The organism is Sphingopyxis sp. OPL5 (assembly GCF_003797775.2).
Classification (GTDB): Bacteria; Pseudomonadota; Alphaproteobacteria; order Sphingomonadales; family Sphingomonadaceae; genus Sphingopyxis.
On record NZ_CP060725.1, the window covers coordinates 3611793 to 3629626 of the forward strand.

At 65.5% G+C, this 17834-nt stretch carries 20 protein-coding genes and 1 tRNA gene; 13 read left to right on the forward strand and 8 right to left on the reverse strand.

Going from position 1 to position 17834, the window contains the following annotated elements:
* Window positions 1-140: 140 nt before the first annotated feature.
* The 3 genes from EEB18_RS17370 (at window position 141) to EEB18_RS17380 (ending at window position 3830) form a co-directional block, all read left to right on the forward strand.
* Window positions 141-1697: a fatty acid--CoA ligase gene (locus EEB18_RS17370; RefSeq protein ID WP_187138923.1), complete on the forward strand. Its 1557-nt coding sequence runs from the start codon at window positions 141-143 to the stop codon at window positions 1695-1697.
* Entirely contained in the window at window positions 1694-2113 is a 420-nt protein-coding gene (locus EEB18_RS17375) for a GFA family protein (protein ID WP_222943112.1), read from the forward strand. Before EEB18_RS17370 ends, EEB18_RS17375 begins: the two co-directional genes overlap by 4 nt.
* Before the next feature lie 94 nt (window positions 2114-2207).
* The gene (locus EEB18_RS17380; protein WP_187138922.1) at window positions 2208-3830 is read left to right on the forward strand and encodes an energy transducer TonB; all 1623 of its coding nucleotides are present in this window, start codon (window positions 2208-2210) and stop codon (window positions 3828-3830) included.
* On the opposite strand, the gene EEB18_RS17385 is transcribed toward EEB18_RS17380, so the two are convergent.
* The 3 genes from EEB18_RS17385 to EEB18_RS17395 are packed head-to-tail and all read right to left on the reverse strand — an operon-like array spanning window position 3762 to window position 6124.
* Window positions 3762-4562 carry an SDR family NAD(P)-dependent oxidoreductase gene (locus tag EEB18_RS17385; protein ID WP_187138921.1) on the reverse strand — a complete coding sequence of 267 codons (801 nt, stop codon included), beginning with the start codon at window positions 4560-4562 and terminating at the stop codon, window positions 3762-3764. The genes EEB18_RS17380 and EEB18_RS17385 overlap by 69 nt on opposite strands.
* A 12-nt stretch (window positions 4563-4574) precedes the next feature.
* On the reverse strand, window positions 4575-5195 hold the full coding sequence (locus EEB18_RS17390; RefSeq protein ID WP_187138920.1) for a glutathione S-transferase family protein: 621 nt from the start codon (window positions 5193-5195) through the stop codon (window positions 4575-4577).
* Window positions 5192-6124 (reverse strand): DMT family transporter, encoded by a 933-nt coding sequence (locus tag EEB18_RS17395; protein ID WP_187138919.1) that lies wholly within the window; start codon window positions 6122-6124, stop codon window positions 5192-5194. Before EEB18_RS17395 ends, EEB18_RS17390 begins: the two co-directional genes overlap by 4 nt.
* 97 nt (window positions 6125-6221) lie before the next feature.
* Here EEB18_RS17395 and EEB18_RS17400 point away from each other — a divergent pair.
* Window positions 6222-6297, forward strand: a tRNA-Trp gene (locus tag EEB18_RS17400).
* Between the two features lie 251 nt (window positions 6298-6548).
* Here the strand turns inward: EEB18_RS17400 and EEB18_RS17410 are convergent.
* The gene (locus tag EEB18_RS17410; protein WP_187138917.1) at window positions 6549-8177 is read right to left on the reverse strand and encodes an alkaline phosphatase family protein; all 1629 of its coding nucleotides are present in this window, start codon (window positions 8175-8177) and stop codon (window positions 6549-6551) included.
* Window positions 8178-8370: 193 nt separating this feature from the next.
* Here EEB18_RS17410 and EEB18_RS17415 point away from each other — a divergent pair, with 193 nt between their 5' ends.
* The 6 genes from EEB18_RS17415 to rplA all read left to right on the forward strand — a co-directional run bounded on the left by EEB18_RS17415 (window position 8371) and on the right by rplA (window position 12957).
* The gene (locus EEB18_RS17415) at window positions 8371-9687 is read left to right on the forward strand and encodes an MFS transporter (protein WP_187138916.1); all 1317 of its coding nucleotides are present in this window, start codon (window positions 8371-8373) and stop codon (window positions 9685-9687) included.
* Between the two features lie 182 nt (window positions 9688-9869).
* A complete protein-coding gene (gene secE / locus EEB18_RS17420; protein ID WP_056348406.1) occupies window positions 9870-10067 on the forward strand; it encodes a preprotein translocase subunit SecE in 198 nt (65 codons plus the stop codon).
* A gap of 30 nt (window positions 10068-10097) precedes the next feature.
* A complete protein-coding gene (nusG, locus tag EEB18_RS17425) occupies window positions 10098-10634 on the forward strand; it encodes a transcription termination/antitermination protein NusG (RefSeq protein ID WP_056348403.1) in 537 nt (178 codons plus the stop codon).
* 100 nt (window positions 10635-10734) lie between these two features.
* Window positions 10735-11667 (forward strand): acyl-CoA thioesterase, encoded by a 933-nt coding sequence (locus EEB18_RS17430; protein ID WP_187138915.1) that lies wholly within the window; start codon window positions 10735-10737, stop codon window positions 11665-11667.
* A 155-nt stretch (window positions 11668-11822) separates the two neighbouring features.
* Window positions 11823-12254 (forward strand): 50S ribosomal protein L11, encoded by a 432-nt coding sequence (gene rplK / locus EEB18_RS17435; protein ID WP_056348400.1) that lies wholly within the window; start codon window positions 11823-11825, stop codon window positions 12252-12254.
* Between the two features lie 4 nt (window positions 12255-12258).
* Window positions 12259-12957, forward strand: a complete 699-nt coding sequence (gene rplA / locus EEB18_RS17440) for a 50S ribosomal protein L1 (protein WP_056348398.1) — start codon at window positions 12259-12261, stop codon at window positions 12955-12957.
* A gap of 485 nt (window positions 12958-13442) precedes the next feature.
* Here the strand turns inward: rplA and EEB18_RS17445 are convergent, their stop codons facing one another.
* Genes EEB18_RS17445 through EEB18_RS17455 form a run of 3 tightly spaced genes read right to left on the reverse strand, consistent with a single transcriptional unit; the run spans window position 13443 to window position 15096 of the window.
* Window positions 13443-14090, reverse strand: a complete 648-nt coding sequence (locus tag EEB18_RS17445; RefSeq protein ID WP_056348396.1) for a heme exporter protein CcmB — start codon at window positions 14088-14090, stop codon at window positions 13443-13445.
* Window positions 14087-14671, reverse strand: a complete 585-nt coding sequence (ccmA, locus tag EEB18_RS17450) for a heme ABC exporter ATP-binding protein CcmA (RefSeq protein WP_262407982.1) — start codon at window positions 14669-14671, stop codon at window positions 14087-14089. Before ccmA ends, EEB18_RS17445 begins: the two co-directional genes overlap by 4 nt.
* Window positions 14668-15096 carry a metallopeptidase family protein gene (locus EEB18_RS17455; RefSeq protein WP_187138913.1) on the reverse strand — a complete coding sequence of 143 codons (429 nt, stop codon included), beginning with the start codon at window positions 15094-15096 and terminating at the stop codon, window positions 14668-14670. The genes ccmA and EEB18_RS17455 overlap by 4 nt, the downstream gene beginning before the upstream one ends.
* A gap of 53 nt (window positions 15097-15149) precedes the next feature.
* Here EEB18_RS17455 and EEB18_RS17460 point away from each other — a divergent pair, with 53 nt between their 5' ends.
* From EEB18_RS17460 to EEB18_RS17470, 3 genes are read left to right on the forward strand one after another with little or no spacing between them, the layout of a single operon-like run.
* Window positions 15150-15437: a 4a-hydroxytetrahydrobiopterin dehydratase gene (locus EEB18_RS17460; protein WP_187138912.1), complete on the forward strand. Its 288-nt coding sequence runs from the start codon at window positions 15150-15152 to the stop codon at window positions 15435-15437.
* A 4-nt stretch (window positions 15438-15441) separates the two neighbouring features.
* A complete protein-coding gene (locus EEB18_RS17465) occupies window positions 15442-16080 on the forward strand; it encodes a YoaK family protein (RefSeq protein ID WP_187138911.1) in 639 nt (212 codons plus the stop codon).
* A 60-nt stretch (window positions 16081-16140) separates the two neighbouring features.
* Complete coding sequence (locus EEB18_RS17470) at window positions 16141-17538, forward strand: amino acid permease (RefSeq protein ID WP_056348379.1); 1398 nt, start codon at window positions 16141-16143, stop codon at window positions 17536-17538.
* Between the two features lie 3 nt (window positions 17539-17541).
* Here the strand turns inward: EEB18_RS17470 and EEB18_RS17475 are convergent, their stop codons facing one another.
* The gene (locus EEB18_RS17475; RefSeq protein ID WP_410468136.1) at window positions 17542-17802 is read right to left on the reverse strand and encodes a zf-TFIIB domain-containing protein; all 261 of its coding nucleotides are present in this window, start codon (window positions 17800-17802) and stop codon (window positions 17542-17544) included.
* Window positions 17803-17834 lie beyond the last annotated feature (32 nt).

The window sequence follows — 17834 nt, forward strand, 5'->3', positions numbered from 1 at the left end:
CGACGTCGTGCGGGATTGCATAGAGAGCGAACTATCCGCAAGATGGCGGACGACACGCGGCGCGCGGATGGCTTGTCAAACCGCCCGCGACGTTGTTATCAGACTTGAGAATTTCCGAGAACGGCATCCGGGAGAGATTTATGAAAGCGCTGGCCGACCTTCTGACTTTTGACGAGTTCCTCACCCATTGGGCGGCCGACCGTCCCGACCGGCTCGCGCTGCGCGAAGAGGATCGCGAGTTCAGCTATGGCGAACTCGACGATCTGACCGCGAAGGTCGCGAGCGCGCTGATCGGCGCGGGGCTAAAAAAGGGCGACCGCATCGCGTGGATCGGCAAGAACAGCGACCTCTATTTCCAGCTCTTTTTCGGCGCGGCGCGCGCGGGGATCGTCATGGCGCCGATCGGTTGGCGGCTGTCGCCCGCCGAATGGGCCTATGTCCTCAACGATACCGGGGCAAAGATCCTGTTCACCGGCCCTGGCTTCGAGGCGGTGGCGCAGCAACTCGCCGGCAAGCTCGATCATGATCCGCGCATCGTGGGTGACGGCGAAGCGCGCGCACTGATTGCCACGACCGCGCGCGCGGCCTTCGAGGGCTCGGGTCCCGACGACGCGGTGCTCCAGCTTTATACCTCGGGCACCACCGGCAATCCCAAGGGCGCAGTGCTGTCGAACCGCAACCTGTTCGCGCTGCGCCGCAATTCCAGCGACCTCGACCTGCCCTATACCAAGTGGGAGGATGATGAGGCGGTGCTGGTCGCGATGCCCTGCGCGCACATCGGCGGCACGGGACTTGGCATCATGGCGCTCGCGGCGGGACTGCCGGGCGTTGTCCTCGCCGAATTCAACCCCGATGGCGTGTTCGACGCGGTCGAGCATCATGGCGTGACGCGCTTCTTTATCGTGCCCGCGGCGCTGCAGATGCTGCTGCTCCACCCGCGCTGCGCCGAGACCGATTTCAGCCGCCTCAAATATATCCTCTATGGCGCCGCACCGATCCCGCTCGAACTGCTGCGCCAGTGCATCAAGATGTTCGGCGCCGACTTCATCCAGGCCTATGGCATGACCGAAACGACGGGCACCATCTGCATGCTGCCGCCCGAAGATCATGATCCCGAAGGCAATCAGCGCATGCGCTCGGCGGGCAAGGCGCTGCCCGGGGTCGAAATCCGCATCCTCGGCGACGACGGGCAGGCGGTGCCGGTGGGCGAAGTGGGCGAGGTCGTGACCCGCTCGTCCAACAATATGATCGGCTATTGGAACCTGCCCGAGGCGACGTTGAAGACGATGACCGCAGACGGCTGGATCCACACCGGCGATGCGGGTTATCTCGACACGGACGGCTATCTTTATATCCACGACCGGATGAAGGACATGATCATCTCGGGCGGCGAGAATGTCTATCCGGCCGAGGTCGAGAGCGCGATCTTCGGCCATCCGGCGGTGCAGGAGGTCGCGGTGATCGGCATTCCCGATCAGAAATGGGGCGAGACGGTGAAGGCCGTCGTCGTGCCCAAGCCGGGCATGAGCATCGACGAGGCCGACATCATCGCCTGGGCGCGCGAACGCATCGCCGCGTTCAAGGCGCCGCGCAGCATCGACGTGATCGAGGCGCTGCCGCGCAACGCCAGCGGCAAGATCCTGCGCAAGGATCTGCGCGCGCCTTATTGGGAGGGGCGCGAACGGATGGTCAATTGACCAACGGCGAGGCCGTCCTCGAAGGCCGCTGCCTGTGCGGCGATGCCGGCTGGACGCTTGCCGGCGATCCCGGTTCGATCACTGCCTGCAATTGCACCATGTGCCGCCGCTATGGCGCGCTGTGGGCCTATGACTATGAGAATGAGCGCATTCGGATGACGGGGCCGACGGCGACTTTTGCGCGCCGCGGCAAAGCCGATCCGGCGCTCGAAATCCATTTCTGCCCGAGTTGCGGCTGCTTGCTGAGTTGGCGCGGTTTGCGACCGGAGGAAGATGGACGGCGTCGCATGGCGGTTAACATCCGCCTCGCCGAACCCGAGGCAGTGGCCGACCTTCCGATCGACCATTTCGACGGCCTCGACAGCTTCGAGGACTTGCCGGGCGATGGCCGCTGCGTGCGCGATATGTGGTACTAGTGCGGCCAGGCCGCTGTCTTGCGACACAGGGGCGGCGCGTCTAGGATAGCCGAGCCGCCCCAGCCATTCGAACAGGGGGCGGCGGGGAGGTCGGATGTCGATCGGCTTGGCGTATGCGCTCCTGACCGCACCGGTCGCGGCCTCCGCTGTTCCGGTGACGGTCATCACCGTCCACGACCTCACGCCCAAGGAAATTCGCGCGATGCAATGGCGCGACCGGCGGCTGGTCGCACTCTGCCGGAGCGCCGCGCGTCATCGCAACAACCTCGACAAATTGCTGGTCACCAAGGGCGCCGATGGCGACAGGCTGTCCGAAGTCGCATGGCAGCTCTGGGATGGCGAGGATGGTTGTCGCCGGGACCGCGCGCTGGCGATCGATGTGACGCGCCGTGTCATCGACGGCAAGGCGCTGACCGCCGCCGACGTCGACACGGTCGCGCAGCTCGCCATGTTCCTCCAGTCGCGCGGCGAACCCGCCGACCTGAGCGAACTCGCCGAGCTTCGACGCATAATGTGGGTGCGCGGCGACTATTATGGCGTCGGCGATTCCCCGACCTGGTCGGCCGATGAAAAGCGCGATTTTGTCGCGCGCGACGATGTTTGGGCCTTCATCGACAGTCCCGAACGGCGCGAAGGATGGAAGCATCGGGCGATGCTGCTCGAGGCGTTGCTCGACCCCTTGTCGCCGCGTCACGACGCTGCGCGCGCGGTGTCGATGATCGAGGAGGGGAATGACAGCCGCGACTGGACGCGTGCGGCGCGGCTGCTGCTCGAACGCAAGCAGTTGCCCGCCGATCCCGTGCGTGCCGAAGGACTGCTTGTCCGAGCCGCCGAATATGATGACGCGGCCCGCCTGTTGCTGCTGCCGATCCTGGCGCCGCGCCTCGACGGCTCCGATCCCGTCGCCGCTCAGGCCGCGCTCAAGGCGATGCAGGCCTGGGCGTCAAAGGCCGAGGCAGGCGGTGCGGCCACCCGTGCGCTCCTTTGGCCGGGCCTGGTGAAGAAGCTCTCCGCCCCCGCTTCCGAGGTGCAAATGGCGGCGGCCCGCGACCTGACCCAATATGCGATTCTGGGGGCCGAGGCCGACCGTGCGCCCTTGCTTCGATGGCTCGACACGGCGTTGCGTGACGGTAGCGAGGCGGAAAAGACCGCTAGCTGGGGAAATCTGGGCCGTTTGATGATGAAGCAGGAACCGGGCGCCGCCGAGGTGATGGCCGCGGCCTATGAACGGGAGGGCGGCCTGCTGGACGGCGGGGCACTCCAACCGGCAAATTTCCAGCCGTTCATCACCGCCGACGATTATCCGGCACGCGCCCTCCGCGACGAAAGCGAAGGTGTCGTCGAGGCCGAAGCCGTGATCGCGCCCAATGGTCGCGTCCTCCACGTCGTGGTGACGCGCTCGGCGTCGCCGATACTCGACGACATTGTCCAGCGGCTCGTCGTTCGCCGCTTCCGCCTCAAGGACAAGCCGGAATTTGCGGGGCACTATGTGCGCGCGAAGCTGCCGTCGATCCAGTTTCGCCTGCCGAATTGCGACATCCGCGCTGACCGCACGCCAGCTGTAGAGGCCGCGATCCTGGTCGACGGCGATTATTGCCCCCATCCAATCCAGGATGTGCCGCTGTCCGTGACGACGGCCAGCCGCGTCTCAGAAAAACTGCGTGCCGCCGTCCTGGTTGATGATCGCGCCGGTCATATAGGCGGCGCGCTTCGATAGCAGGAAGGCGAAGAGGTCGGCGAGTTCGTGCGGCCGCCCGACGCGCCCCAGCGCGACCTTCATTCCCCATTGTTCGGTCATCCAGCGGTCGAGTGCCGCCTCGGGGTCGTCGCCATAGGCCGCGACCGCCTGCTCGGTAGCCGAGGCCAGCGCCTCGGTCGCCACCGCGCCGGGCGCGACGCAGTTTACGCGCACGCCCTTCGGGCCATAGGCGATGGCGAGATTCTTCGACAGCGCCGCGATGCCCGACTTCATCGCGACATAGGGATAAAGATGCGCCGCCGCGGCGCGCGTCGAATAGGACGCGGTGAGTACGACCGCGCCGCCGCCTGACGCTGCGATGATCGGCAGCGCCGCCTGGCACGCGCGCACGCTGGTCATCAGCACCGCCTGAAAGCTGGCCTCCCACGCGGCGTCGCCGTCCTCCTCGAAGCTGCCGTGGCTGAGCACCGGTCCCGCGGTGACCGCGAGGCCATAGAGGCGGCCGAAATGATCGGCGGCGGACGCGATGGCGTCCTCGACCTCGCCCGGCCGCGTCGCATCAGCGCCGCGCACGATCACCTCGGCGCCGAGCGCACGCAGCGCCGCAGCCTTCGCCTCGCCGCGCTCCATATCGCGCGCGATCAGCGCCAGCTTCGCGCCTTCCTCGGCCAGTTGCCGCGCAGTCGCATAACCCATGCCCTGCGTCCCGCCGACGATGACGATCGGCTCGCCTGCCAGTTCGAGGTCCATCGCGGCGCTTCCCTATGCCGGCTTTTGCCGTTCGCGCGCGCGGACGAACCCGTCGCGCGCCATGCAGCGCGCCAGCCACGCCTTGGTCGCCTCGCCCAGCACATCGTCGGCCTTCAGCGTGGTGGCGAGAAAGGCGGCATAGCCGATGACGATATCGGCGATGGTGAAGCGTCCCGCGACGAGCCACTCGCGGCCATCGCCCAGCGCCGCCTCGATGCTCTTCGCACGGCCACCGAAGAAGGCCTTATAATCGTCGACCGCCTGCGCCAGCCGCCGCTCCGGGGCCTCGACGCGCGTGTAGCGCAGCATGATCGCGAGCGGGAAGGTCAGCGTCGCGTCGCTGCGGTGGAGCCAGTTGCGATAGTCCCAATAATCCGCTTCGTCGCGGCGTACCTCGAGCGGTGTTCCCTCCGCGATGCGTTCGCAGATCGCGGCCGACTCGGTCATCAGTCGCCCGTCCTCGACCCAGCCCGGCACCGTCATCAGCGGGTTTACAGGGCGGTAATCGGGGGCAAAGGCGCGAGGCGGAAAAGGCAGGACACGCAGGTCGACGTCGATCCCCGCCTCCTCGACCGCCCACAGACAGCGCAGCGAACGCGCGTCGGCGCAATGATAGAGGATGGGCAGGGTCATGCGGCGATATCCTTCATTCGCTCGATATGCAGGCGATGTTCGCGCCAGGCGATGAACAGTCCGCTGGCGACGATCAGCGGCGCGCCGATCCACGTCGTCTCGGCGGGCAGGGTGCCGAAGAACCACCAGCCGCAGGCGATCGACCACAGCAGGCTCGAATAATCCATCGGCGTCACCACCGACACGGGGGCGAGGCGCAGCGCACCGGTCAGCGACAATTGCACCACCGCGCCGAGCAATCCGAGTCCGACGAGCAGGCTCCATTCGCCCGCGCTATGTGGCGTGAAGACGAAGGGCAGGGCGATACCGAGCGGGATCATCGAGATCAGGCTGAACCAGAAGACGATCGTCATCGCGCTTTCGGTGCGGCCGAGGTCGCGGACCTGGATCGTGATCAGCGCGGTCATCACAGCGCCGCCGAGCGCGATCAGCGTGCCGAGTCCATGATCGCCCTCGAATCCCTGCATCAGCAGGGTCGTCGGGTTGAGTACGATGAGCACGCCGACGAAGCCGATGACGACCGCCCCCCAGCGTTGCCAGCCGACTCGCTCGCCGAGCAGCGCGGCCGCAAGGAAAACGCAGATGATCGGCACCGACAGGTTGATCGTCGTCGCCTCGGCCATCGGCAGGAAGATCATGCCGCCGAAATTGAGAGCCATGCCGGTCAGCCCCATCATCGCGCGCCGCGCATGGATGCCGATGCGCTGAGTCTTGAACAGGCCAAGGCCGCCGTGCGTTAACGCCCATATCGCAAGCAGCGGCAGCACCAGCGCCTGGCGCCAGAACAGGCTTTCGACGAGGTGGATGCCCGCCGCGTCGATATATTTGACCAGCACGAACATCACCGAAAGGCTGAGCATCGCGAGCAGCCGGAGCGCGATACCGCCGAGATAATGTTGTGGCGGATCGGATGCGGCGACGGCGGTCATGCAGGGGCGCATATCAGGGCGGCGATGCTTTGCAAGCTATGCATCGCCATAAGGCTTGCCCCGCCTGCTTTGTCCCGCTAATGGCGCACTCCGGCCTAGGGGTATAGCTCAGTTGGTAGAGCATCGGTCTCCAAAACCGAGGGTCGTAGGTTCGAGTCCTACTGCCCCTGCCAGGCCGCCGACAGAGGTCACGTCCTCGCCCGCGTTCACGGTTCTTCAAGGCCGGGACGGCCCGGCAGCCCGTTGCAGGAGGCTGCCCCCATGGTCTGGATCTATCTGACAATCGCCGGCCTGCTCGAAATCGTCTGGGCTTTTTCGATGAAGCAATCGGACGGCTCATGCGCCTCGCCGCATTGGCGGTGCGCATCGTCGTGGCGCTGCTGTTCGTCAGCGACCTCGTGCTGATGCAGGTCGCGTCGCCGAGTTAAAGCGCGTCAAGCATCGCTTTCACCTTGCCGACATAGGCGCTGGCATCGGCGTGGGTCTCGATCTTCCGGAAATCGGCGATGATGTCCTCGGCTGCGCGGCCGCCGCATTTTTGCGCGAGCTCGATCTCGGTCTTGAGCAGCACATGCAGGAAACCGACCGCATTGCCCGATCGCGGCAGCGGCTGTTCGTGCCGATTGTCGGGCGCCGCGCCGGTCTCATAGTCGCTTCCCTGCGGCGGGAGGACCGGGTCGGGCAGCGTCGTCGGGCAATCGCTGCGCGGCGCGCTTTCGGTTAGCAGCGGCCACAGGTCGGCGGCGGCGGTATCGCGTTTGGTCAATGGCCCCATGCCCAATTTGCGCGTCAGCGTGGCGAGCACCGAACTATGGTCATAGCGGGTGTGATCGACATGACCCTTCGCGATCCAGGGCGACACGATCACCGCCGGGACGCGGACGCCGAGAACGCTGAAATCGAAGCAATATTCGTTGAGCTTGCGATCCTTAGCATGGATATGATCGCCGGGTTCGACCGCGGGGGGGATCGCCGCGCTGTCATAGAAGCCGCCATGTTCGTCATAGACGACGATCAGCAGGCTGCTCTCCCAGACCGGCGAATTGCGGATCGTCTCATAGACATATTTGATCAGCCCCTCGCCGCCATAGCAATTATCCTCTGGATGCTGCGACGATCCCCCCGTGTAGCGCGGCCCCTTGCCGTCGCCGCCGGGTTGCGGCGAAAAGAAGCTGGCGCCGAAATTGGGCTCGATGAAGGTATAGGGATATTGGGTGTAGCTCGGCTTGCCATTGCCGTCGCGCGCGTTGATGTCGTGCGCGAATTTGGTCAGGTTCTCGATGCGCTCGAGGCCGATGTTCTTGATCGCCGCGACCTGCGAAATCCAGCCGCCCTGGTCCCAGTGCGACGGCCGGTCGCTGAAACCATTATCCTTGTCTTGGTACAGCTTCCATTGATGCTGCTTGGCATCGAGCGCGTCGTAGATCGACCCATTGGCATATTCGAAACCCAGTCCGCGCCACGCTTCCCATTCGGCCTCGTCGCCGAAGCTGGGGCTGATGTTCATGCCCGACGACGAGGCGCCATGGACGAAGAAACGGTTGGGCCAGGTCGGGCCGGGCAGCGCCGAATGCCATGCGTCGCACACTGCGAATTCGGTCGCCAGCGTGTACAGGACGGGCAATTGCGCCGGCGTGTCGAAACAGGCCATGATGTCGCCGATATTCCCGGGCTGCGGCGTCCCCGTGTCCTCGCTGACCGATGTCGCATAGCTGCTGGCAAAGCCCGAATTGTCGACCGGCGGATAGCTGCAACCCGCGCATTCGATGAAGCCGCGCGCTTCCTTGCGGCATTTCTTCACGAAACGGTCGAACGCGTCCGCGCCGCATAATTGTTGCAGCGCGTCGAGATATTCGTGGCCGGGATCGGTGGTCATGCACCAGGGGGCAGGGCTTTTGACCGGATAGGTCTGCCCGTCATAGCTGTTGCTGGCGTCCGCCGGCGCGACGCGCAGCCCGGGAATCCCCGACCGGCCGAGCATATTGTCGAACGAATGATTTTCCAGCATCAGGACGAAGATGTTGGTGATCGCGGCCTTGGCGGCGTCGGACATGGTTGATCCCCCCGGAATGAAACACATGCGCCCGATATTTTCATCGACATGTGGGCCGATGTGCCGGGCACGGCAATCTAAAATGGCATCGTTCGTTTGTTGACATGAGTGTCAATTGCTGAAAGCTTCGCGGCGGGATCGGAGACAAGGCGACGTGGCAGAGCAGCAGGCTTCGACGGCGCCGTCCGTCTCCGTGATTCCCGCGCCGGCCGGCGACGCGCCCGAGGCGTCGCTGCGCCCGCGCACCGTTGCCGCCTATGCCGCAACTGCGGGGCCGACCGCGATCCTGAGCCTGCCGTTCAGCGTCTATCTGCCGCCCTATATCGCCGAAGGCGGCGTCATCGCGGTGGGCCTCGTCGGGCTGCTCTTTTCGCTCACCACGATCTGGGACGGGGTGGTCGATCCGCTGATCGGTACGATGATCGACCGCGTCCGTACCGGCCTCGGCGCGCACCGGCGTTGGATGCTGCTCGCGCTGGTGCCGCTGGCGCTGCTGCTCGTCACCATCGTGACGATCGGCGACAGCCTGCCGTTCGCGGCGCTGTTCCTGCTGATGGTCTTCTTCTATTCGAGCTACAGCCTCTACGAGGTCGCGCAATTGTCGTGGGGTTCGGCACTGGTACGTTCGCCTGCCGACAGCGCCTTGCTCTATGGCATGCGCGACTGGTTCGCGAAGATCGCGCTGATCGCCGCCTTTGCCGCCCCGGCGGCGGCGCAAATCGCGATCCCGGGCATCAGTCTGCAGGGACGGATCATGGCCTATGCCAGCCTGTTCCTCGTGATGGTGCCGATCGCGCTGTTCGCGATCGGGCGCGTGCCGCCGCGCACCATCGTCGCCGAACCGGGGATCGGCTGGCGAAACGAGATTCGCGTTTCGCTAGGGTTTCCGCCGCTGATGCTGCTGTTCGGGGTCCAGTTCCTCAACAGCTTCGCTTTCGGATCCTTGACCTCGCTCTTCGTCTTTTTCGCCGCGGCGGTGCTCGACCTCGATGCGCAAAGTGCGATCCTGCTGTTCGCGAGCTTCATCGGCGGTGCCATCGCCTCGCCGGTGTGGACCTTCCTCGCGCGTCGGTTCGGCAAGCCGGTGACGATGATCGCGATGGCGCTGCTGATTTCGGGCTTGTTGCTCGCGACGCTGGCGCAGCAACCGCGCGGGCTGGCGCAGGCGGCGGGCTTCTCGCTGCTGCTCGGGACCGGCTTCGTCGGCCTGCTGTTTATCTATTCGATGCTCGCCGACCTCGTCCCGCGCGATGCGGCGCGCTGCGGGCGCAGCCGCTCGGCCTTTCTGTTCGCGCTGCTCAACCTGATGCAGAAGTTCGGCGTCGCCGCCGCCATCGCGGTCAGCTACGCGCTGCTCGGCCTCGTCGGTTTCGATCCGCAGGACGGCAAGGCGTCGGCGGGCGCGCTGCATCTGCTGTTCGTGTTCCAGCCGGTGATCAGCTGGGCGATCATGATCGTGCTGCTGCTTTTCATGCGCCGCCACATGTCCCACGCCGCACCCCGCCTTTGACTTGCAATCGCTCCCGGGCGCAAGTAAAGGCCGCAGCATTCGGACAGATGCGCCGTTTTCCTTCCGCCTTTCGCCGACATGCTCGGGGAGGGTGGGCGGACTATTGCCCAAAGCACGGTTGACGCGCGGCGGGCGGCAACCCATCTGCCCGATATTCGGACGCTTAGAGGATTAGGACGATCATGGCGAAGACCAGCCCGAGCCAATTCATCAATCAGGTGAAGGATGAAGCGCGCAAGATCGTTTGGCCCACGGGCCGCGAGACGATGCAGACGACGATCCTGGTGCTGATCATGACCACGATCCTGGCGTTCTTCTTCCTCGGCGTCGACACGGTTTTTAACGCGATCGTCACCTGGCTGACGTCGCTCGCGCGCTGATCCGCGCAGGCTTACAGGGATAGTATAGACATGGCGCGCTGGTACATCATTCACGCCTATTCGGGTTTCGAGAACAAGGTCCGCGATTCGGTGATCGCCGAAGCCGAGCGCATGGGCCTGACCCAACTCGTCGAATCGGTCGAGGTCCCGGTCGAGACCGTCACCGAGGTCAAGCGCGGCAAAAAGGTGCAGGCCGAGCGGAAATTCTTCCCCGGCTATGTGCTCGCCAAGCTGACGATGACCGACGACGTCTATCACCTCGTCAAGAACACCCCGAAGGTGACGGGCTTCCTCGGTTCGATGGGCAAGCCGCAGGCGATCAGCGAAGCCGAAGCCGCGCGCATCCTGAACAGCAAGGAAGAGGCTGCGGCCCGTCCGAAGCAGGAAATTCGCGTCGATTACGAAATCGGCGACCAGGTCAAGGTGCTCGACGGTCCCTTCGCCAGCTTCAACGGGCTGGTCGAGGAGCTCGATTTCGAAAAGGCACGCGTCAAGGTCAGCGTGTCGATCTTCGGTCGTGCGACCCCGGTCGAACTCGACTTCGAACAGGTCGAGCGCATGAAATAAGCGTCGCCCCCGCGCAGGCGGGGGCCGCTATCGGCATTGCGCCAGGTTGCCAGCGGCCCCCGCCTTCGCGGGGGCGACGGATAAGGGGCAAGCCGTCACCATGAATAAACTGACTCCCGACGCGATTCAGGCCCGCATCGACCGTGCCCGCGCGATCAACGCCAGTGTCGATGTCGGCGACGTGGTGGGTGCCGTCGCGCGCCTGTTCGACCTCGATGCCGTGCCCGGGGTCGAGGACGAATTCACCTTTCCCGCGCTCGCAACCACCGCGCGCGACCGCATCTTCGGCGGTCAGGTGATCGCGCAGGCGATGGTCGCGGCGGCGCGCACCGTCGATCCCGACAAGCGGGTGCATTCGCTGCACGCCTATTTCCTGCGCGGCGGCGACGAGACCAAGCCGCTGCATTTCCGTGTTCACCGCGACTTCGACGGGCGCAGCTTCGCCAACCGCCGCGTCGTGGTGCGCCAGGACGGCAAGGTGATCTTCAACCTCACCGCCTCGTTCCAGAAACCGACGCCGGGCTTCGCGCATCAGGTCGCGATGCCCGATCTGTTGCCGCCGGAAGAGTGCCAGGATTTCCTCGAAACGATCGCCGCCGACCCGAATGTGTCGGAGGATTCGTTCAACCATATGGCGCGGCGCCGTCCGTTCGAACTGCGCAACTATCGCCCGCCCGCCGCGGCGAAGGCGACGCAGCATTATCAATGGTTTCGCGCCGCCGCGCCGATCGGCGACGACCCGCTCGTCCATCAGGGTTTCCTCGCCTTCGCGTCGGACATGGGGCTGCTGTCGTCGGCGATGCTGCCGCACGGGCTCAACTGGTCGACGCCCGGCCTGTTCTCGACCAGCCTCGACCATGCGATGTGGTTCCACGACGATGTGCGCGTCGACGAATGGTTCGTCTATGTGATGGACAGCGACTGGTCGGGCGGCAGCCGCGGCATCAATCGCGGTTCGATTTATCGGCGCGACGGCACGCTGATCGCATCGGCGGTGCAGGAAGGGCTGCTGCGCCTCGTTCCGCAGGGCTAAAAACCTTGCTTTCGTGCCCGTTTCCGTCTAACGGCGCCGCTTCGCGCCAGACACGGGCGTGATTCCGCGCGGGAGGAAGGGGTGATGCCCTTCTGCTTGACCGCTAATTTTGAGGCTTTTCCCTCGGGAAAGTCGACAGAAAGATAGGAGGCCATATGGCTAAGAAGATTAGCGGCTACATCAAGCTGCAAGTTCCGGCAGGGACCGCAAACCCCTCGCCGCCGCTCGGGCCGGCACTCGGCCAGCGCGGTGTCAACATCATGGAATTCTGCAAGGCGTTCAACGCTGCGACCGATTCCATGGAAAAGGGCACCCCGACCCCGACCATCATCACCGTCTTTGCCGACAAGAGCTTCTCTTTCGTCACCAAGACGCCCCCGGCGACCTATCTGATCAAGAAGGCCGCGAACCTGAAGTCGGGCTCGAAGGAACCCGGCAAGATCAGTGGTGGTAAGATCGCGCGCTCGAAGCTCGCCGAAATTGCCGAGATCAAGATGAAGGATCTCAACGCGAACGATCTCGAACAGGCAACGAAGATCATCGAGGGCAGCGCGCGCTCGATGGGCCTCGAAGTGACGGAGGGCTGATCCGATGGCAAAGCTGACCAAGAAGCAGAAGGCCCTCGAGGGCAAGGTTGACGCGCTGAAGCTTCACGCCGTCGACGAAGCGATCAAGACCGTTCGCGAACTGGCCTCGGCCAAGTTCGACGAAACGCTCGAAGTCGCGATCAACCTCGGCGTCGACCCGCGCCACGCCGACCAGATGGTCCGCGGCGTCGTCACGCTCCCCGCCGGCACCGGCAAGGACGTCAAGGTCGCCGTGTTCGCGCGCGGCGACAATGCCGACAAGGCGCTCGCCGCCGGCGCCGACAAGGTCGGTGCCGAAGACCTGATGGAAGACATGCTCGCGGGCAACCTCGACTATGGCCGCGTCATCGCGACGCCGGACATGATGGGTATCGTCGGCCGCCTCGGCAAGACGCTGGGTCCGAAGGGCCTGATGCCGAACCCGAAGCTGGGCACCGTCACCCCGAACGTCGCCGAAGCCGTGAAGGCCGCCAAGGGCGGTCAGATCGAATTCCGCGTCGAAAAGGTTGGCATCATCCACGCCGGTCTGGGCAAGCTGTCGTTCGGCGAGGAAAAGCTCCGCCAGAACTTCGACGCCTTCGTCGATGCGATTGTCAAGGCCAAGCCGGCCGGCGCGAAGGGCAAATATGTCCGCAAGATCGCGCTGTCGTCGTCGATGGGCCCCGGCGTCAAGGTCGACACCGCCGACGTCACCGGCGCCTGATTTCAGGCACATGACTTAGGGAAGGGCCGGAGGAAACTCCGGCCCTTTTCTTATGGGTAGCGCCGGCTTTGGGGTAGGAGGCGGCTATCCTTGATCCTCCCCATCGCGAAGCGTTGGGGAGGTGGCAGCCCGCAGGGCTGACGGAGGGGTCGGCACCCTTGCCTCATGACGCGCCGTCGAACCCCTCCACCACCGCCTACGGCGGCGGTCCCCCTCCCCAACGCTTCGCGATGGGGAGGATCTTTTGGCCGCAACCGGTCGAAACCCGCCGCACGCGGCCCCACCAAAAACCGCTTTCCTAATTTATTCGACCATGATCTACCCTGCCAGATGGCCGTCTCGCCTATCCCGCTGAACCCCGCAACGACGCCTGTCCTCCATCGCCCGCTTAAAGCCACAAAGGATACAATTCGGACGCGGCCATGCGGGGCTTTTGTGGCTTTAAGGCCAAACCGGGCCGGTTTTTCGCGATCCGCCGGCGTTTGTCATTCGCGCAAGCCTCGTAACGCGGCGCCCGCCGCAAACGGCCCGATCGCCGTGAGCAACAGGCTCACCGCCGCCAGCAGTTTGATCGCCCCGCGCCCCGACGGGTCGAGCATGCCGGCGCCAAAGATCAGCAGCGGCACCGCCAGCGGCAGCACCAGTAGCCCGCCGATCGCGCTTCCGCCCTTGAGACCCGCAGTCAGCGCCGCGCTCAGCACCGCCAGCGAGGCGAGGGCGGGGATGGCGATAGCGATCCCCGTCGCCAGCGTCTCCATCCGCCCCGCATCCTGCGCCAGCAGCGCCGAGGCGGGGAGGAGGGCGATCAGCAATGGCAGGCCAAAGCCGACCGCATGCGCGCCGATCTTCACCGCCGCGATCACCTCGTCGGCGACCCCGCGCACCGCGAGCTGGTCGAGCACCCCGGCATCGCGGTCGGGACGGACCAGCCGGTCGATCGGCAGCAGCGCCGCGAGCAGCGCCGCAACCCATGCCATCCCGCCGCCCGCGCGCTGGAGCAAAGGGGCATCGGGGCCGACCGCAAAGGGAAAGGCAGTGGCGACAAGCAGGAAGAACAGCACCGGCAGCCACAGCGCCCCGCTACCCCATGCCCGCCGCAGGTCACGCCAGAACAGGGCGATCAGCATCGTCATGCCCGCGCCCCCATGTCGAGGTCGGCCAGATCGGGGACGCCCAGCGCGAAATGCGACGCCAGCATCACCGCGCCGCCATTGGCCCGATGCATCGCAATCGCCGCGACCAGCCGCGCCTGCGCCGCATCGTCCATGCCGTTGGCGGGCTCGTCGAGCAGCCAGATCGGCGCCCCGCTGGCGACCACCCGGACCATCGCGGCGCGCTTGCGCTGTCCGGTCGACAGCATCGCGACCGGCACCTCGGCCAGCGGATGCAGCGCCATCGCTTCCATCGCGCGATCCACCGTATGACCGTCAACGGTATCGACCCGTGCCCAGAAATCGAGCGCCCGGCGCAGCGGCAGTTCGGCGTCGAGCGCCGAGGCCTCGTCGATCAGCGCGACCCGGCCGAAGCGCTCGACCGTTCCCGCGGCGGCGCGCAGCAGCCCCGCCGCAACGCGGATCAGGCTCGATTTGCCGGCGCCATTGGGGCCACGCAGCCACAGCGCCTCGCCGGGCGCCAGCGCCAGCGACAGCTCTTCGAACAACAGCCGGTCGCCGCGGATGCACGCCACCCGGTCGAGCCGCAGCAATACTGTCACGCCATGTCCTCGAGCGCGTGCATATCGTCGTCGGAAAAGCCGAAATGATGGCCTATTTCGTGGATCAGCACATGGCGCACCAGCCGGTCGAGTTTCTCGCCGGTCTCGATCCATTCGACGAGGATCGGGATGCGATAGAGGGTGACGCGGTCGGGCATGCCACCGCTCGCGTCGATGCTGCGTTCGGTCAGCGGGCGGCCTTCGTAGAGGCCGGTGAGGTCGTAAGGATGCTCGATGTCGAGCGACTTCAACACGTCGTCGTCGGCAAATTCCTCGATCGCGATCACCACATCCTGGATATGCGGCGCGAACACGGCGGGCAGGCTGTCCAGCGCCGCCTCGGCCATCGCGAACAGCGCGTCGGTATCGGGCGCCGTGCCGGTCCAGCCGGGAGGAAGAGAGGAAAGGGCGGTCTTGTCGCTCATCGCGCCCTTCCTTATGGGGAGCATCGCGCCATTACCAGCGGGGAGACGAAGCGATGATCCAGAAACTCGACGATGCCGCGCGCGATGCCCTGCTGGCGCGCTTTCCCGACTGGACACACGAGCCGCAGCGCGATGCGATCACCCGCCGCTTCAAGTTCGCCGATTTCGCGCAAGCCTTCGGTTTCATGACCAGCGTCGCGATCATCGCCGAAAAGATGGACCATCACCCCGAATGGTCGAACGTCTACAACCGCGTCGACATTCTGCTGACAACCCACGATGCCGATGGATTGTCGGCGCGCGATGCGAAACTGGCCGAGGCGATCGAGGCTTTGCTCTGACGCGATGATCCGTTTCGACCGCACCCATCAGCATCTGGCGGTTGGGATCGCGATCCTCGCCGGTTTCGTCGATGCGATCGGCTTTGTGGAGTCGTCGGGCTTTTTCGTATCCTTCATGACGGGCAATTCGACCCGGCTGGCGGTCGGTCTCGCCCAATGGAGCGACGCGGCGATGGTCGCGGGCGGCATCATCGCGACCTTCGTCGCGGGGGTGGTGACGGGCTCGCTCGTTGCCGCGCGTGCCGGTTCGCGGCGGTCGCCTTGCGTGCTCGCGCTCGTCGCGCTGCTGCTCGTGCTGGCGATCGGATTGCGTTCCATCCTTCCCGGCTGGTCGCCTGTCCTTTGCCTCGCCTTCGCCATGGGGGTCGTCAATGCCGCAATCGAGGGGCAGGACGGCGCCGTCGTCGGCGTCACTTACATGACCGGCACGCTGGTGCAGATGGGGCACAAGATCGCCAATGCGCTGCGGGGTACGGGCGACGGGCGCTGGTTCGCGCATCTTTGGCTGTGGGCTGCGCTGGTTGCCGGCGCGGTCGCCGGGGCGCGGGTGGTCCTGTGGTCGGCGCCGCTCGCTTACGCGCTGGCGGTGCTGTTGGCGGCAGGGCTGGCGGCGCGTGCGCATAGGGTGGCGCGCCCGGGTTAATGGCTCCGCTTGCCTTCTCCCCGATCCCGTTTCACAAGCAACGAAAATAGGGGAGCCCGAATGACCGACAGCCTGCTGCGCCGCAAAACCATCGTTCCGGAACAGCAGGAGGGGCACAGGCTCGCGCGCACGCTCGGCTGGCCACATCTCGTCGCCCTGGGCGTCGGTGCGATCGTCGGCACCGGCATCCTGACGCTGATCGGCGTCGGTGCCGACAAGGCGGGACCCGCGGTCATTTTGTCCTTTGCCGTCGCGGGGCTGATCTGTGCCTGCGCCGCGCTCGCCTATGCCGAAATGGCGACGATGATCCCCGCGTCGGGCAGCGCCTATACCTACAGCTATGTCGTGATCGGCGAACTCATCGCCTGGATCGTCGGCTGGAGCCTGATCCTCGAATATTCGTTGGTGGTCAGCGCGGTCGCGGTCGGCTGGTCGGGCTATGCGGCGCCGCTGCTACAAGCGTGGGCGGACGTCCCGATGGCGCTGATGCAGGGTCCCGAACTTGGTGGCATCGTCAACCTGCCGGCGATCGCGATCATCGCCCTCGTCGCGGGCATGTTGCTGTTCGGCACCCGCGAAAGCGCGACGGTCAATGCGATCCTCGTCGTCGTCAAGATCATCGCGCTGGCGGTGTTCGTCGCGGTGGCGCTGCCCGCCTTCGACGCCGCCAATCTCGAACCTTTCAGCCCTTATGGCTTCGCCAAGCATATCGGTCCCGACGGGGTCGAGCGCGGGGTGATGGCGGCGGCGGCGATCATCTTCTTCGCCTTCTACGGCTTCGATGCCATCGCGACCGCCGCCGAGGAAGCGAAAGACCCCGACCGCGACCTCAAGATCGGCATCGTCGGGTCGATGATCGTCTGCGTGCTGATCTATGTCGCCGTGGCGGTCGCGGCGGTCGGCGCCATTTCCTACAGCAAATTCGCCAACAGTCCCGAGCCGCTGGCGCTGATCCTGCGCGATCTGGGCAGCCCGAACGCGGCCTATTATCTGGGCGTTTCGGCGGTCGTCGCGCTGCCGACCGTCATTCTCGCGTTTTTCTACGGCCAGAGCCGCATCTTCTTCACCATGGCCCGCGACGGCCTGCTGCCCAAGGGCCTCGCCAAGCTGTCGTCGCGTGGGTCGCCGGTGCGCATCACCATCTTCACCGCCCTTGTCGTCGCGGTACTCGCGGGCTTCATCCCGCTCGACGAGTTGGCCGCGCTCGCCAATGCCGGCACGCTCGCGGCCTTCACCGCCGTTTCGGTCTGCATGCTGATCATGCGTGTCCGCGCGCCCGATGCGCCGCGCACCTTCCGCACGCCGCTGCCGTGGGTGGTCGGCGGCATCGCGGTGCTCGGCTGCATCTATCTGTTCTTCAGCCTGCCGGCGCAGACCCAGATCTGGTTCTTCATCTGGAATATCGCCGGGCTGGGCGTTTATTTCCTCTATGCCCGGCGAAATGCCGTCGCGGGCTGATCGTCAGTCGAAAAGCTCGCTCAGGAAGCTCTTTTTGTAGTTCTTCTTGTAGGGCTTGCCATAGTGGCGGTCGTCATAGCCGCGCTCGCCGCCGCGATATTCCTGCTCGCGATATTGCGGCTGCTGGGGCGGAGGCGCGGCCTGCTGCTGCGGCGCGGTCGCGGCTTCGCTGCGCTCGATGATCTTGTCGAGTTCGCCGCGATCGAGCCAGACGCCGCGGCATTGCGGGCAATAATCGATCTCGATCCCCTGCCGTTCGGACATCGTCAGATTCACGCGGCAGGTCGGGCAAAGCA

Excerpts from the sequence above, each read along its gene's own strand:
- EEB18_RS17370 (WP_187138923.1), top strand. The coding sequence starts at position 141 with ATGAAAGCGCTGGCCGACCTTCTGACTTTTGACGAGTTCCTCACCCAT.
- EEB18_RS17380 (WP_187138922.1), top strand. The coding sequence starts at position 2,208 with ATGTCGATCGGCTTGGCGTATGCGCTCCTGACCGCACCGGTCGCGGCC.
- EEB18_RS17385 (WP_187138921.1), bottom strand. The coding sequence starts at position 4,562 with ATGGACCTCGAACTGGCAGGCGAGCCGATCGTCATCGTCGGCGGGACG.
- EEB18_RS17390 (WP_187138920.1), bottom strand. The coding sequence starts at position 5,195 with ATGACCCTGCCCATCCTCTATCATTGCGCCGACGCGCGTTCGCTGCGC.
- EEB18_RS17395 (WP_187138919.1), bottom strand. The coding sequence starts at position 6,124 with ATGACCGCCGTCGCCGCATCCGATCCGCCACAACATTATCTCGGCGGT.
- EEB18_RS17410 (WP_187138917.1), bottom strand. The coding sequence starts at position 8,177 with ATGTCCGACGCCGCCAAGGCCGCGATCACCAACATCTTCGTCCTGATG.
- secE (WP_056348406.1), top strand. The coding sequence starts at position 9,870 with ATGGCGAAGACCAGCCCGAGCCAATTCATCAATCAGGTGAAGGATGAA.
- nusG (WP_056348403.1), top strand. The coding sequence starts at position 10,098 with ATGGCGCGCTGGTACATCATTCACGCCTATTCGGGTTTCGAGAACAAG.
- EEB18_RS17430 (WP_187138915.1), top strand. The coding sequence starts at position 10,735 with ATGAATAAACTGACTCCCGACGCGATTCAGGCCCGCATCGACCGTGCC.
- rplK (WP_056348400.1), top strand. The coding sequence starts at position 11,823 with ATGGCTAAGAAGATTAGCGGCTACATCAAGCTGCAAGTTCCGGCAGGG.
- rplA (WP_056348398.1), top strand. The coding sequence starts at position 12,259 with ATGGCAAAGCTGACCAAGAAGCAGAAGGCCCTCGAGGGCAAGGTTGAC.
- EEB18_RS17445 (WP_056348396.1), bottom strand. The coding sequence starts at position 14,090 with ATGACGATGCTGATCGCCCTGTTCTGGCGTGACCTGCGGCGGGCATGG.
- EEB18_RS17455 (WP_187138913.1), bottom strand. The coding sequence starts at position 15,096 with ATGAGCGACAAGACCGCCCTTTCCTCTCTTCCTCCCGGCTGGACCGGC.
- EEB18_RS17460 (WP_187138912.1), top strand. The coding sequence starts at position 15,150 with ATGATCCAGAAACTCGACGATGCCGCGCGCGATGCCCTGCTGGCGCGC.
- EEB18_RS17465 (WP_187138911.1), top strand. The coding sequence starts at position 15,442 with ATGATCCGTTTCGACCGCACCCATCAGCATCTGGCGGTTGGGATCGCG.
- EEB18_RS17470 (WP_056348379.1), top strand. The coding sequence starts at position 16,141 with ATGACCGACAGCCTGCTGCGCCGCAAAACCATCGTTCCGGAACAGCAG.
- EEB18_RS17475 (WP_410468136.1), bottom strand. The coding sequence starts at position 17,802 with ATGTCCGAACGGCAGGGGATCGAGATCGATTATTGCCCGCAATGCCGC.